At 61.9% G+C, this 15017-nt stretch carries 11 protein-coding genes; all 11 read left to right on the plus strand.

Annotated features, from left to right (window positions below; all coding sequences use genetic code 11):
• The first annotated feature begins 124 nt into the window (after window positions 1–124).
• The 11 genes from ACRESJ_RS28650 to ACRESJ_RS28700 all read left to right on the plus strand — a co-directional run bounded on the left by ACRESJ_RS28650 (window position 125) and on the right by ACRESJ_RS28700 (window position 14988).
• A complete protein-coding gene (locus ACRESJ_RS28650) occupies window positions 125–772 on the plus strand; it encodes a TetR family transcriptional regulator C-terminal domain-containing protein (RefSeq protein ID WP_431760876.1) in 648 nt (215 codons plus the stop codon).
• Window positions 773–847: 75 nt separating this feature from the next.
• Window positions 848–1564 carry a response regulator gene (locus ACRESJ_RS28655; protein ID WP_431760877.1) on the plus strand — a complete coding sequence of 239 codons (717 nt, stop codon included), beginning with the start codon at window positions 848–850 and terminating at the stop codon, window positions 1562–1564.
• Window positions 1564–2343 (plus strand): substrate-binding periplasmic protein, encoded by a 780-nt coding sequence (locus ACRESJ_RS28660; protein WP_431760878.1) that lies wholly within the window; start codon window positions 1564–1566, stop codon window positions 2341–2343. The genes ACRESJ_RS28655 and ACRESJ_RS28660 overlap by 1 nt, the downstream gene beginning before the upstream one ends.
• Window positions 2340–4601, plus strand: a complete 2262-nt coding sequence (locus tag ACRESJ_RS28665; RefSeq protein WP_431760879.1) for an ATP-binding protein — start codon at window positions 2340–2342, stop codon at window positions 4599–4601. The genes ACRESJ_RS28660 and ACRESJ_RS28665 overlap by 4 nt, the downstream gene beginning before the upstream one ends.
• Window positions 4602–4809: 208 nt before the next feature.
• Window positions 4810–6222, plus strand: coding sequence for an amino acid permease (locus ACRESJ_RS28670; RefSeq protein WP_431760880.1), 1413 nt, complete (start codon window positions 4810–4812; stop codon window positions 6220–6222).
• 395 nt (window positions 6223–6617) lie between these two features.
• Entirely contained in the window at window positions 6618–7409 is a 792-nt protein-coding gene (locus tag ACRESJ_RS28675) for an enoyl-CoA hydratase/isomerase family protein (RefSeq protein ID WP_431760881.1), read from the plus strand.
• Between the two features lie 40 nt (window positions 7410–7449).
• Entirely contained in the window at window positions 7450–8610 is a 1161-nt protein-coding gene (locus tag ACRESJ_RS28680; protein WP_431760882.1) for an acyl-CoA dehydrogenase family protein, read from the plus strand.
• Between the two features lie 18 nt (window positions 8611–8628).
• The gene (locus tag ACRESJ_RS28685) at window positions 8629–10728 is read left to right on the plus strand and encodes an acetate--CoA ligase family protein (protein ID WP_431760883.1); all 2100 of its coding nucleotides are present in this window, start codon (window positions 8629–8631) and stop codon (window positions 10726–10728) included.
• 10 nt (window positions 10729–10738) lie between these two features.
• Window positions 10739–12346, plus strand: coding sequence for a 5-guanidino-2-oxopentanoate decarboxylase (locus tag ACRESJ_RS28690; protein ID WP_431760884.1), 1608 nt, complete (start codon window positions 10739–10741; stop codon window positions 12344–12346).
• A gap of 43 nt (window positions 12347–12389) precedes the next feature.
• Entirely contained in the window at window positions 12390–13580 is a 1191-nt protein-coding gene (locus tag ACRESJ_RS28695; protein WP_431760885.1) for a pyridoxal phosphate-dependent aminotransferase, read from the plus strand.
• Window positions 13573–14988, plus strand: a complete 1416-nt coding sequence (locus tag ACRESJ_RS28700; protein ID WP_431760886.1) for an aldehyde dehydrogenase family protein — start codon at window positions 13573–13575, stop codon at window positions 14986–14988. Before ACRESJ_RS28695 ends, ACRESJ_RS28700 begins: the two co-directional genes overlap by 8 nt.
• Window positions 14989–15017 lie beyond the last annotated feature (29 nt).

Raw genomic sequence — 15017 nt, forward strand, 5'->3', positions numbered from 1 at the left:
GATCGCAGCCTGCGGCGGCTCCTACAGGGGCGGTGGGTGTACTCAATGTTCGCTCTTGCTGTACATTCGTTCAGCTCGCCGGCAAAGCGCCGGCCCCCATGATTGAAACCAGGAGCGCGTCGCTATGAATCAGGAAGCCCGTTTTTCCCGCATGGAACCCGAGTTGCGCAAGGCCAACCTGATCGAGGCGACGCTGACATGCCTTAAGCGCCATGGTTTCCAGGGCGCCTCGATCCGCAAGATTTCCGCTGAGGCCGGTGTCTCGGTCGGCCTGATCAGCCATCACTATTCCGGCAAGGACGAACTGGTGGCCGAGGCCTACATGGCGATTACCGGGCGCGTCATGAACCTGCTGCGCGAGGCCATGGAGCAAGCGGCACCCAACGCCCGCGAGCGCTTGTCGGCTTTCTTCCGGGCTTCGTTCTGCGCTGAAATGCTCGATCCGCAACTGATTGATGCCTGGCTGGCCTTCTGGGGCGCGGTGAAAACCGCCGAGGCGATCAACCAGGCTCACGATCACTCCTATGGCGAATACCGCGCCATTTTGTGCAAGGTGTTGATGGAGTTGGCGCAAGAGGAAAACTGGGAAAACTTCAACGGCGATCTGGCGGCGATCAGCCTCAGTGCGTTGCTCGATGGCCTGTGGCTGGAGTCCGGACTCAACCCAGGGACCTTTACCCCGGAGCAGGGCATCCAGATTTGCGAGGCCTGGGTCGACGGTTTGCAGGCCGGCGGCCGCCAGCGTTTTTGCGTACAGACGAGTAGCTGTTGATCACCTGTTCAGCAATGGCTACTCTCTGGCGCTCATGCAACACCCCTCTAATAAGAAACAAGCAGGACACCAGCAATGACTCCTCGGGTACTGATCGTCGATGACGACCCGCTGATACGCGAACTGTTGCACGCCTACCTGTCCCAGGAAGGCTATGAGGTGCATTGCGCCGACACGGCGGAACAGGCCGAAACCTTCCTGACCAGCCAGACCGTCGACCTGGTCATGCTCGATATCCGCTTGCCGGGCAAGGACGGCCTGACCCTGACCCGTGAGCTGCGGGTGCGTTCGGAGGTGGGAATCATCCTGATCACCGGGCGCAACGATGAAATCGACCGCATCGTCGGCCTTGAATGCGGCGCCGATGACTACGTGATCAAACCGCTCAATCCCCGTGAACTGGTGTCCCGAGCGAAAAACCTGATTCGTCGGGTTCGCCACGCACAGACACCGCAACCGGTGGCCGCTGTTTCCAAGCCCGTCAAACAGTTCGCCGATTGGTCACTGGACACTGACCGGCGTCGCCTGATCGATCCGTCCGGTTGTGAAACCCTGCTGACCCACGGCGAATTCCAGTTGCTCAGCGTGTTCCTGCGCAACAGCGGCCACACCCTCAGCCGCGACCAGTTGATGGACCAGATCCGCAACCGCGAGTGGGTGCCCAATGACCGTTCCATCGACGTGCTGGTCGGCCGCTTGCGGCGCAAGTTGCACGACGACCCTGCCGAACCGCATTTGATCATCACCATTCACGGCGCCGGTTACCTGTTCACCGCCAGCCTGGCGGCGTGATGTCCTTTGTTAGAGCGCTGGGCCTGCTGCTGGCGTTGGCGGCGGGCAACGCGCTGGCAGCACAGACGGTGCGCTATTGCGACTATCCGGTGTATCCGCCGATTTCCTGGAGTGACGGCAAGCAAGTCCGCGGCCTGGCGCCCAGCGTGGTGAAAAAGCTCTTCGGGCAACTCGGTTACGACGTTGAAGTCGTGGTGCTGGGCAACTGGAAGCGTTGCCTGCTCGATGCCGCCGAAGGTCGGGTCGACGTGGTGCTGGCTTATAGCACCGCGCAACGGGAGCAAAGCATGGTGTTTTCCACGGTGCCGGTGCTGCGCGAAGAAGTGGCGCTGTTTATCAATCGCCAACACCCGGTCAAGTTCGAAAGCCTGCAGGACCTGGCCCATTACCGTGGCGGATTGTTGTTCGGTGAAAGCTATGGCGTGGAGTTCGATCGCATGGTCGCGCAAAACGACAACATCGAATGGGTCTCCGACAGCCGCCAGAACTTCGGCAAGCTGATTCGCGGGCGCATCGATTTTATCACCCAGGAACGCCGCACGGGTGAGTTGTACGTTGAGAGCCTGGCCGGGGCGCAAGACATCGTCGCGCTGCCGACAGCCCTGAGTGTCGACTACCTGCGCGTCGCGGTTTCCCGCCGCTCGCCACTGGCCGAGCACATGTCGGACATCGATGCGCAACTGCAGCGCATGGTCGACGCCGGTGATATCGAGCGCCTGCTCAATGAAAGCGAAGTGACTTACCGCGACATGATTAACCTGCCGGCGAACAGCCAATGATCCGCACCCGCCCCGGTGGACTGCTGCGGCGTTTGCTGCTGTTTATCCTGTTGTTCAGCCTGTGTTTCACGGTGTTGGCCAGCAGTGTGCAGTTGTATATCGAATACCGTCGCGAAATGCGCGATATCGACTCGCGCATGGCGCTGATCCGTGCCGGCTATCTGGCCAGCCTTGAGCGTAGCCTGTGGGATTTGAACCAGGAGCAGCTGAATGTGCAGTTGCGCGGCCTGGTGGATTTTTCCGATGTGGCCCGTGTGCATTTGATCAGCAGTGATTTCGACCTGGTGCAGGGCAATCCTGACCCGGTCGGGCCGTTGCGCATCGAACGTTTCCCTCTGGATTATCAACCGCCCTCCGGCCCGCGACGCCAGCTCGGCGAACTGGAGGTCAGTACCGATCTGGGCGCGGTGTATCAACGCCTGTATGCCAGTGGCTTGACCAGCCTGTTATGGATGGGGGCGTTCCTTTGTGGCCTGGCGGTGGCGTTGTCCGGGTTGTTTTATCGACTGGTGACCCGACACTTGCAGGTCATGGCTGAATTCACGCGCAACATCGCCGCCGGTGCATGGCATCAGCCGCTGCGCCTGGACAAGCGTCGTAGCGTCCACAGTGACGAAATCGACACCGTGGCCCACGCTCTGGACGACATGCGCCGGGCGATCCTCAGTGACATCGAGCGCCGCGAAACCGATCGCCTGGCCTTGCAGGACAATCGCGATGAGCTGCTGAAAATGGTCGAGCGGCGAACCGCCAGCCTGATGCGCGCCAAGGACGAAGCCGAGGCAGCCAACCTCGCCAAATCGCGGTTTTTGGCGACCATGAGCCATGAGTTGCGTACGCCGCTCAACGGCATCCTCGGCATGGCCGAACTGTTGCGCGATGCGCGCCTCGACGAGCGCGACGGCAAGCGTCTTGATGCGTTGCACAAGGCGGGCGAGGGCTTGCTGGCAATCCTTAATGAAGTGCTGTTTTTTGCCAAGCTGGAGGAGGGCACGAGCCTGCCCGAACCGGTGAATTTCTCGATTCGCCAATTGCTCGACGAAGTACTGACCCTGCTGGAACCGAACGCGCTGGACAATGACACCCTGCTGTACTGTCGAGTCGATCAGCGGGTGGCCGAGCATTACCACGGCGCCGAGCAGTTCTTGCGTCAGGTGTTGAACAATCTGCTGGCGAACGCGATCAAGTTCACCGAAGGCGGTGAAGTCAGCGTCGAAGTGTCGTTGCTGACGCCCTCTGAAGGGGATAACGGTGATCGTCTGCGGGTCAGCGTCACCGATAACGGCATCGGCATCGCACCACCGATGCAGGCGAAGATTTTCGAGCGTTTCACCCAGGCCAGCGAAGAAGTGGCGCAGCGCTTTGGCGGCACCGGGCTGGGGTTGGCGATCTGCAAACACCTGGTGGAACACATGGGGGGAAACATCGGCGTTACCAGCGAAGTCGGGCGGGGCAGCTGTTTCTGGTTTGAACTGACGCTGCAACCGGCTGCTGGCGCGACGGTGCAAATGCCGATGGCTGTGGCTGGGCCGGCGCTGAATGTTCTGGTGGTCGAGGACGTGCCGCTCAATCGCGAAGTGGTCGAGGGTTTGCTGAAGCGGGACGGCCACCAGGTATGGCTGGCCGAAGAGGGCGAACAGGCTTTGCTGCAGTGCGCCACGCGGACGTTCGATCTGATTCTGCTCGACGTGCATCTGCCCGGCATGAGTGGCGTTGAGTTATGCAAACGAATTCGCAGCCTCGACGGGCCGAACCGTTCGGCGCGCATTTTCGCCCTGACGGCCAGCGTACAGCCCGCTTTGGTCAGAGGGTATCTGGATGCCGGCATGGATGGCGTGCTGGCCAAACCGCTGAAGTTGGACCAACTGCGCAAAGCATTGAGCGAACAACTGCTGAGCCTGGAGCCGTTGCCAAGCGACAGCGCGGTGGACTGGCCGCTGCTGCAAACCCATCGCACGTTGCTTGGCGAGCAGAAGGTGCAGGGGTTGTTGGTGATGCTACGGGATTCGATCCTGCAGCATGGTGAAGCGTTGCGCGAAGCCATCGGCGCCGACGACTGTACCGAAGTCGCGCACCTGGCCCACCGTTTGGCCGGCAGCTGCGATTCACTGGGCTTTCGTGCCTTGGCCGATGTGCTTCGGTCGCTCGAAGAATCGGCACGGGTCAGCGATGAAGCGACCGTGCGCCTGCTCGCGCCGCAGGTCGATGAGCAATGCCAGGGCTCGCTGCATACGCTGGAGCAGCTGTTGCAGCGCTGACGTACAAATTTGTTACGACTTTTCACAACTTCGATCTTTACGTACAACGCGAACTTACATCGCTTTCCAATAATCGACGCAACCGCCGCAGCGCGGTCTTCGAAGCTTATTGGAGATAATAATAATGAATTGCCGTAAAGCTGATCCTTCCCTGCGCCATGACGTCCTGTCATTCGCCCCGCGCCTCACCGACTGCTGAGGAGCCGACATGAGCGATAACACAGAACGCAAAGGCATCCATCTGACCCGCGCCCTGAAAAGCCGGCACATCTTCATGTTGTCCCTGGGCGGTGTGATCGGCACCGGGCTGTTCATGGGGTCCGGCGTGACCATCAATCAGGGCGGCCCGGTGGGTGCAATCCTGGCGTACCTGGTTGCCGGTTTCCTGATGTACCTGGTGATGGTCTGTCTGGGGGAATTGTCGGTACAGATGCCGGTGTCCGGCTCGTTCCAGACCCACGCTACCAAATACATCGGCCCGGCCACCGGCTTCATGATCGGCTGGGTGTACTGGATGAGCTGGGCCACCACCGTGGGCCTTGAATTCACCGCCGCCGGCATGCTGATGACCCGATGGTTCCCGGCGGTGCCGATCTGGTATTGGTCGGCGTTGTTTGTGGTGGTGCTGTTCGGCATCAATGCCATGGCGACCCGCGCCTTCGGTGAAGCGGAGTACTGGTTCTCGGGGATCAAGGTGGCGGCGATTCTGGGATTCATCGTCGTTGGCGTACTGGTGATCTTTGGTGCGATCCCGCTGACCAGCGGCGCACCGGCACCGATGATGAGCAACCTGATTGGCGACTCGCTGTTCCCCAACGGTTTGTCGGCGGTGTTCGCGGTGATGATGACGGTGGTCTATGCGTTCCAGGGTTGCGAGATCATGGGCGTGGCGGCGGGTGAAACCGATCAGCCGGAAAAAAGCATTCCCCGTGCCGTGCGCAACGTGGTGTTCCGCGTGCTGATTTTTTACGTGCTGGCGATCGTCGTGCTGTCGGCTATTGTGCCGTGGCAGCAAGCGGGGCTGATGGAAAGCCCGTTCGTGCAGGTGTTCGACATGGTCGGCATTCCGTTTGCCGCTGACTTGATGAACTTCGTGATCCTCACCGCGATTCTGTCGGTGGGCAACTCCGGCCTGTATGCCTCGACTCGCATCCTGTGGGCGATGTCGAAAACCGGCATGGCACCCAAGAGCCTTTCGCCGCTGAGCAAACGCGGTGTTCCGCTGCGCGCCTTGAGCATCACCCTGTGCTTTGCACTGGTGTCGTTGATGACCAGTTTCGTTGCCGCCGACACCTTGTTCATGGTGCTGATGGCGGTGAGCGGCATGTCCGGCACCGTGACCTGGATTGTCATCGCACTGGCCCAGTACAAGTTCCGCAAGACGTATTTGCGTGAGGGCGGCAAGTTGAGCGACCTGAAATACCGCGCCCCATGGTTCCCGGTGCTGCCGCTGATGTGCATCACATTGTGCTGCTCGTTGTTCGTGTTCCTGGCGCTGGATGAAACCCAGCGTCCGTCGCTGTATTGGGGCTTCGGGTTTATTGCGCTGTGCTATGGCGCTTACTTCCTGATCAATCGCAAGCGTGAGGCAGTACTGGCGCCTAGCTTGCCGTCTGCCTGATCGCAAATTCTGTGACCGACCCATGACTACTGTGGGAGCTAGCCTGCTAGCGATAGGGCCTTCACATTCAAAGAAGATGTTGAATGTGTCGCCGTCATCGCTAGCAGGCTAGCTGCCACACTGTTTTTCGGTAGATCGCAGACTCTGTGACCAAACCATGACCACTGTAGCCAGCAGTTGTTTTGCGCTGCCCTGTAGGCAGTTGTTCGAAGTTGTAACAGCGACCTTTCCCCATTCCCCGCAATTTCCGTTTAACCCAATAAAACCAATGCCTTGATGACTTTTTCCGCTTGTTACAGTTGATTTAGATCCCGCTTGCCGCCTTGCTGAACACTCGTTTAGTATGGCCTCAAGTCGCATCACCTCAGACCAATCACAATAATTCGAGGGTTCCCATGACTACTCATGATTCTCTGCTCAGTCAGGTCGAAGCAGGCGTTGCCTGGATCACGCTCAATCGCACCGCTCAACGCAATGCGCTGGACATCCCGACCCTGAAAAACCTGCATGCCTTGCTCGATGCCTTCAACGCCGATCCTGCGGTGCGTGTGGTGGTGCTGACGGGCAGCGGTCGCAGTTTCTGTGCAGGTGCCGACCTCGATGAATGGGCTGAAGCTGAAGCCCGTGGCGCGCTGGAAACCTACGGCTGGACCGAAACCGCCCACGCCCTGATGACCCGTCTGCACAGCCTGGAAAAACCTACCATCGCCGCCATCAACGGCACCGCCGTCGGCGCCGGGATGGACTTGACCCTGTGCTGCGACCTGCGCATCGCCGGGCAATCGGCTCGCTTCAAGGCCGGCTACACCAGCATGGCCTATTCACCGGATGCCGGCGCCAGCTGGCACCTGCCGCGACTGATCGGCAGCGAGCAGGCCAAGCGCCTGCTGTTCCTCGACGAGCTGTGGGGCGCTGACCGTGCCTTCGATGCGGGCCTGGTGGGTGATGTCTGCGCCGACGATCAACTGCTGAGTGTCACCAGCGAACTGGCTGCACGCCTGGCCGCCGGGCCGACCTTCGCGTTCGCCCAGACCAAAAAACTCATGCGTGAAGGCGCCCAGCGAAGCCTGCCCGAACAACTGCAAGCCGAGCTCGCCGCCGGCCTGTTGTGCGGTCGCAGCGAAGACGGCAACGAAGCCTTGCGCGCCGCCATGGAAAAGCGCCCGGCACGTTTCGTCGGTCGTTGATACCCACACTTCTTTCAGCACATGAACAACAGGTAGCACCATGAATTTCCAACTGACCCAAGAACAAGAAATGTTGGTGGACTCGGTACGCAGCTTCGTCGAGAAGGAACTGCTGCCCCATGAAGAAGCCGTCGATCGCGCCGACGAAGTCTCGCCTGAACTGGCGGCGCAGATTCGCGGCAAGGCAATCGCCGCCGGGTTCTACGCCTTCAACATGCCGGAAGAAGTGGGCGGTGGCGGCCTGGATTATCTGTCCCAGGCCCTGATCGAGCGTGAGCTGTCCAAGGTGTCCTGGGCGCTGCACGTGTTCGTCGCGCGCCCATCGAAGATCCTCATGGCGTGCAAGGACGAGCAGATCAACGACTACCTGTTGCCATGCATCCAGGGCGAGAAAATCGACTGCTTCGCGTTGACCGAACCCGGTGCAGGTTCCGATGCCAATGCGATCAAGACCCGCGCCGTGCGTGACGGTGACGACTACATCATCAATGGCAGCAAGCACTTCATCAGCCATGCCGGCCACGCCGACTTCGCCATTGTTTTCGCCGTGACCGACACCTACGAGCACAACGGCAAGAAGCGCAACGCCGTGACCTCGTTCCTGGTTGATCGCAACACGCCGGGCATGACGATCCGTCGCGGGCCGAAGTGCGTGAGCAACCGTGGTTATCACACCTTCGAGATGTTCTTCGACGACTGCCGCGTACCGGCCAGCAAAGTGCTGGGTGAAGTCGGCAAAGGCTGGGAAGTGGCCAACGCCTGGCTGACGGCGGGGCGCGTGATGGTTGCGGCCAACTGCGTCGGTCAGGCGCAACGGGCGCTGGACGTGTCGCTGCAATGGGCCGCGGATCGCAAGCAGTTCGGCCAACCGATCGGCAGCTATCAGGGTGTCTCGTTCAAATTGGCCGACATGGCCACACAAATCCGCGCCGCTGAACTGCTGACCCTGCACACCGCCTGGAAAATGGATCAAGGCACCATGACCGATGGCGAGGCCGGCATGGCCAAGCTGTTCGCCAGCGAAGTGCTCGGTCGCGCCGCCGATGAGGCGGTGCAGATTTTCGGTGGCATGGGCCTGATGGATGAAGGCCCGGTGGAGCGCATCTGGCGTAACGCGCGGATCGAGCGGATCTGGGAAGGCACGTCGGAAATCCAGCGCCACATCATTTCCCGCGAACTGTTGCGCCCATTGCTGCGCTGATCGGACCGGAGAACCCCTATGTCCCAGACGATTCGTGACAACCTCAAACGCATGCTCGCACCAAGGCACGTGGCGTTTGTCGGCGGCCGCAGCATGGCCCGTGCGCTCAAACGCTGTGCCGAGGGCGGCTACCTCGGGCAAATGTGGCTGGTCAATCCGCAGCATGACAGCCTTGAAGGCGTGCCGTGCGTACGTAACATCGCGGACCTGCCAACTGGCCCCGACGCTGTTTTTATCGCTACCAACCGAGAACTGACCCTGACCTGCGTGGCCGAGCTGGCCGCCATCGGCGCGGGCGGGGCGATCTGCTACGCCTCCGGTTTCGCCGAAACCGGTGCCGAAGGCCAGGCGCTGCAACAGCAACTGCTTGAGGTCGCTGGCGACATGGCCTTGCTCGGCCCCAACTGCTACGGCCTGCTCGACTACCTGCACAGCTCCGCACTATGGCCGGTAGCCCATGGTGGCAAAGCGGTGGAGAAGGGCGTTGCGGTGCTGACCCAGAGCGGCAACTTTGCCTACAACCTGTCGATGAGCGACCGCTCGCTGCCGGTGGCCTACATGGCTTCGGTCGGCAATCAGGCGCAACTGGGCGTCGCCGAGTTGATGGACGTGTTGCTCGACGAGCCACGCGTCACTGCAATTGGCCTGCACCTCGAAGGCCTGAAAAACGTGCCGGGTTTCGCCCGCGCCGCGCACAAGGCGCTGGAAAAAGGCATCCCGATCATTGCCCTGAAAACCGGCGTGTCACAGATTGGCGCCGAGCTGGCCTTGAGTCACACCAGTTCGCTGTCCGGTTCCGATGCGCTGTATGACGCGCTGTTTGATCGTCTTGGCGTGATCCGCGTCAGCGGCCCGGTGAGCTTTGTCGAAACGTTAAAAGCGGCTGCGTGCGGCAACCTGCCAGCGGGCAACAGCCTGATCGCGCTGGCCTGTTCCGGTGGTGACGCCGGCTTGACCGCCGACTATGCCGAACGCAATCAACTGGCACTGCCCAAGCTCGACGCCGGACAAGTCGGCGAACTGGCCGAGGTGCTGCCGAGCTACGCCAACCTGGTCAATCCGTTGGACTTCACCACGGCGATCTGGGGTGACGGCGAGGCCTTGAATCGCATGCTCGACAGCGCTCTGCGCACCGAAGCGGATGCGGCGATGCTGGTGCTCGACTATCCGGCGGAGTTCACCGGTGAGCGCAAGGAATGCGATTTGCTGCTGGACCTGTACTGCAAGGCGCTGGCGCGTCACGGCAAGAGCGGCTTCGTCACCTCGGCGTTCCCGGAGCTGCTGCCAGCCCATGCCCGCGAGCGTCTGCATGCCGAGGGCGTGGCAGCGTTGCAAGGTGTCGAGGACGGCTTGGCGGCGTGGGGCCGCATCGCTGGTTACCAGCGCAATCGTCTGGCGCTGTTGGCGTTGGGCGAGTCGGCGCTGGTGCCGCTGTGCCCGCACGCGCTTGCAGGCGAAGGGCAATTGCTCAACGAGTGGGATTCGAAACAGGCGCTGCGAGCTTTCGGCTTGCCGACACCCAACGGCGTTCTCAGCCAGGTGGCCAACGCATTGAAAGATGCCGATGCGCTGGGCTATCCGCTGGTGCTCAAAGCCGTCAGCGATCAGTTGCCGCACAAGACCGAAGCCGGTGCCGTGGCACTGAACCTCAAGGATGGCACCGCGCTAAGTGCTGCACTGCAAGCAATGAGCGCGAGCATCGCGGCTTACGCGCCGGGCGTTGCGTTCGATCAACTGCTACTCGAACCCATGGCCAAACCGCCGTTGGTGGAGCTGATCGTCGGCATCAAACGCGAAAATGATTTCGCCCTAGCCCTGGTGATCGGTGCCGGCGGAATCCTGGTGGAGTTGCTCAAGGACAGTCGCAGCCTGTTGCTGCCGACCACCGACGGGGCCATTCGCAAGGCCTTGTTGAGCCTGCGCAGCGGGGCGTTGCTGCAAGGCTTTCGCGGTCGTGAACCGGCAGATCTGGAGGCGTTGGTGGCAGCCATTCGCGCCGTGGCCGATTACGCCTGCGAAAACGCCGGGCAGCTGCTGGAACTCGATGTGAACCCATTGTTGGTCGGCGCCCATGGCACGACCGCGGTCGATGCGTTGATTCGCCTTGGCCATGCGTGAGGACCTGAACATGCAAAGCAAAACCTTGACCGGAGGCCAGGCGCTGGTGCGCCTGCTGGCCAACTACGGCGTCGATACCGTGTTTGGTATTCCCGGGGTGCACACCCTTGAGCTGTATCGCGGCTTGCCCGGCAGCGGCATACGCCACGTCCTGACCCGTCACGAACAGGGCGCCAGCTTCATGGCCGACGGCTATGCGCGGGTCAGCGGCAAACCGGGCGTGTGCTTCATCATCACCGGGCCGGGCGTGACCAACGCCGCCACCGGTATTGGCCAGGCCTACGCCGATTCGATCCCGATGCTGGTGATTTCCAGCGTCAACCACAGCGCGAGCCTCGGCAAGGGCTGGGGTTGCCTGCACGAGACCCAGGATCAGCGCGCCATGACCGCGCCCATCACCGCGTTCTCGGCCGTGGCCTTGACCGCCGAAGATCTGCCGGAACTGATTGCCCGCGCTTACGCCGTGTTCGATAGCGAGCGTCCGCGCCCGGTGCACATTTCGGTGCCGCTGGACGTGTTGTCCGCGCCGATTGCCCGCGACTGGAGCAATGAAGTGGTACGCCGTCCGGGGCGCGGCCCGGCATCGGCCATCGCGCTGGATGAAGCCGTGGCCAAACTCAACAGCGCCAAACGTCCGATGATCATCGCTGGTGGCGGTGCATTGAATGCCGCACAGCAACTGAGCGAACTCAGTACCCGGCTCGCGGCCCCGTTGTTCACTAGCGTTGCCGGCAAAGGCCTGCTGCCACCGGACGCGCCATTGAACGCCGGATCATCCCTGTGCGTTGAACCGGGCTGGAACCTGATCGCCGAGGCCGACGTGGTGCTGGCGGTCGGCACCGAAATGGCCGACACCGATTTCTGGCGCGAACGCCTGCCGCTCAACGCGCAACTGCTGCGGGTCGATATCGACCCGCGCAAGTTCAACGATTTCTACCCGTGTGCGGTGGCACTACACGGCGATGCGCAACAAACCCTGGGTGGTTTGCTTGAGCGCCTGCCGGTCGAGCCCCGCGATGCCAGCGCAGCCGTTGCCTCGGTCAGCGCTCTGCGTGAAGCGGTCAAGGCGAGCCATGGGCCGTTGCAGTCGATTCATCAGTCGATCCTCGACCGTATTGCCGCCCAGCTGCCGGAAAACGCGTTCATCAGCACCGACATGACGCAACTGGCCTACACCGGCAATTACGCCTTCGACAGCCGCGCCATCCGCAGCTGGTTGCACCCCACCGGCTACGGCACCTTGGGCTATGGCCTGCCGGCGGGCATCGGTGCCAAGTTCGGTGCCCCGCAACGTCCGGGGTTGGTGCTGGTGGGCGACGGCGGCTTTCTCTACACCGCGCAGGAACTGGCCACGGCGGTGGAGGAACTCGACAGTCCGCTGGTGGTGCTGCTGTGGAACAACGACGCGCTGGGGCAGATTCGCGACGACATGCTCGGCCTGGATATCGAACCGATTGGCGTGTTGCCGCGCAATCCGGATTTCGTTGCGCTGGGTCGGGCGTTTGGTTGCACCGTCAATCAGCCGCAAAGCCTGGCCGAGCTGGAAACCGATCTGCACAACGGCTTCAAGCGTAACGGTGTGACCCTGATCGAACTCAAACACGCCTGCGCGCGTTGATGTTCATCTTTCAATTACAGGGCTATTTAAAGGGGATGGCACCATGCGCTTTTCCGATCTGACTCAACGTATCGCCGGGGACGGCGCCGCCGCGTGGGAAATTCACTACCGCGCCCTGGCACTGCGCGAACAAGGCGAAGACATTCTGCTGTTGTCCGTGGGTGACCCGGATTTCGACACGCCGCAACCTATCGTTCAGGGCGCCATCGACAGCCTGTTGTCCGGCAACACCCATTACGCCGAAGTACGCGGCAAGCGCGCCTTGCGCGAAGCCATCGCCAAGCGTCATCAGCTACGCAGTGGCCAGGCCGTCTCGGCGGACCAGGTGACCGTGCTGGCCGGGGCGCAATGCGCGCTGTTCAGCGTTGCCCAGTGTGTACTCAATCCAGGCGACGAGGTGATCGTCGCCGAACCGATGTATGTCACTTATGAGGCGGTGTTTGGTGCTTGCGGTGCGGTGGTGGTTCCAGTGCCGGTGCGTTCGGAAAACGGTTTCCGTGTGCTGCCTGAAGACGTCGCCACCCGCATCACGCCGCGTACCCGTGCGCTGGCCCTCAACAGCCCGCACAACCCATCGGGTGCAAGCCTGCCGCGCAGCACCTGGCAGGCGTTGGCAGAACTGTGCATCGGCCACGACCTGTGGCTGATTTCCGATGAGGTCTACAGCGAACTGCTGTTCGAAGGTGAACACATCAGCCCGGCGAGCCTGCCGGGCATGGCCGAACGTACCGCGACCCTCAACAGCCTGTCGAAATCCCACGCCATGACCGGATGGCGCGTTGGCTGGGTGGTCGCGCCGCCTTCGCTGGCCGCGCACCTGGAGAACCTTGCGCTGTGCATGCTCTACGGTTCGCCGGATTTCATCCAGGACGCGGCGGTGATCGCACTGGAAAGCAATCTGCCAGAGCTCGACGCCATGCGCGAAGCTTATCGCCAGCGTCGTGACCTGGTGTGCGACAGCCTGGCCGATTGCCCCGGTGTGCGGGCCTTGAAACCTGATGGCGGGATGTTCGTGATGGTCGATATTCGCGAAACCGGGCTCAGCGCGCAGGCGTTCGCCGATCGGCTGCTCGATCGTCATGGCGTCTCGGTGCTGGCCGGTGAGGCTTTTGGCCCAAGCGCTGCCGGGCACATTCGCCTCGGCTTGGTGGTGGGTGCAGAACCGCTACGTGACGCCTGCCAGCGTATTGCCCGTTGCGCCCGTGAATTGATGGAGGCTCAGTTACATGCTTAATCACAAGGCACTGTTTATTGATGGACGCTGGCAAGTCCCGTCGGGGCAGGGCGTCGCTCAGGTGATCAACCCGGCCACCGAAGAATCAGTCGGCAGCGTGCCGCTGGGCGATGAGCGTGATGTCGACAACGCTGTCGCAGCTGCGCGCAAGGCCTTCGGGACCTGGTCGCGCACGCCATCGAGCGTGCGTGCCGGATACATTCGCGCACTGACCGAACAACTGCGCAGCCGCGCCGATGAAATGGCGGCCGTGATCACCGCTGAATTGGGCATGCCCGTGCAATGGTGCCGCTCGGTGCAGGTCGATGGGCCCATCGTCGGGCTTGAGCAATACGCCGAACTCGCCGGTTTGATGGACGAAGTGCGCGAAGTTGGCAACTCGTTGGTGATCCGCGAAGCCGTGGGCGTCTGCGCCTTCATCAATCCATGGAATTACCCGCTGCATCAATTGATCGGCAAACTCGCCCCGGCACTGGCCGCCGGCTGCACCGTGGTGGTCAAGCCGAGCCAGGAAACGCCGCTGCACGCCTTTTTGCTGGCACAGATGATCGAAGCCATCGGCCTGCCGGCCGGCGTATTCAATCTGGTCAGCGGGCCGGGCTCGAAGGTCGGCGAAGCGTTGGCCAAGCACCCGGACGTGGACATGGTGTCGTTTACCGGTTCAACCGGCGCCGGAGTTCGGGTTGCGCAGGCTGCGGCGCCTTCGGTGAAACGGGTGTGCCTGGAACTGGGCGGCAAGTCGCCGCTGCTGATCGCCGAGGATGCCGACTTGGCCGCAGCTGTGCGCTACGGCGTGCAGGACGTGATGATCAACTCCGGGCAGACCTGCACCGCATTGACCCGCATGTTGCTGCCAGCCAGTCGTTATGCCGAAGCCGTGGAATTGGCGTTGGCCGAAACCCTGAGTCTGCGCATGGGCGATCCGCTCGATCCGCAGAGTTTCCTCGGCCCAATGTGTTCGGCGGGGCAACGACGCACCGTGCTCGATTACATCAAGGTCGGCCAGCAGGAAGGGGCGCGGCTGGTGTGCGGTGGCGATGTCCCGGCCGCGTTCGAGCGTGGCTTCTATGTCAGCCCGACGCTGTTTGCCGATGTCGACAACCGCATGCGCATTGCCCAGGAAGAAATTTTCGGCCCTGTGTTGTGCCTGATCCCCTACGCCGATGAAGCGCAGGCGATCCAGATCGCCAATGACTCGCCATTCGGCCTGTCCAGCGGTGTCTGGGCCGGCAGCACCGAGCGGGCCTTGCAACTGGGGCGGCAACTGCGGGCGGGCCAGTGTTTTCTCAATGGCGCGGCGTTCAATTATCAGGCGCCGTTCGGTGGCTACAAGCAATCGGGCAATGGTCGGGAGTGGGGGGAAGAAGGGCTGAACGAGTTCGTCGAAGTGAAGGCGATTCAGGTGTGACCGGTTACCCGCGATCTGCGCTCGTCAAC

This window comes from Pseudomonas sp., assembly GCF_050739655.1.
GTDB lineage: Bacteria > Pseudomonadota > Gammaproteobacteria > Pseudomonadales > Pseudomonadaceae > Aquipseudomonas.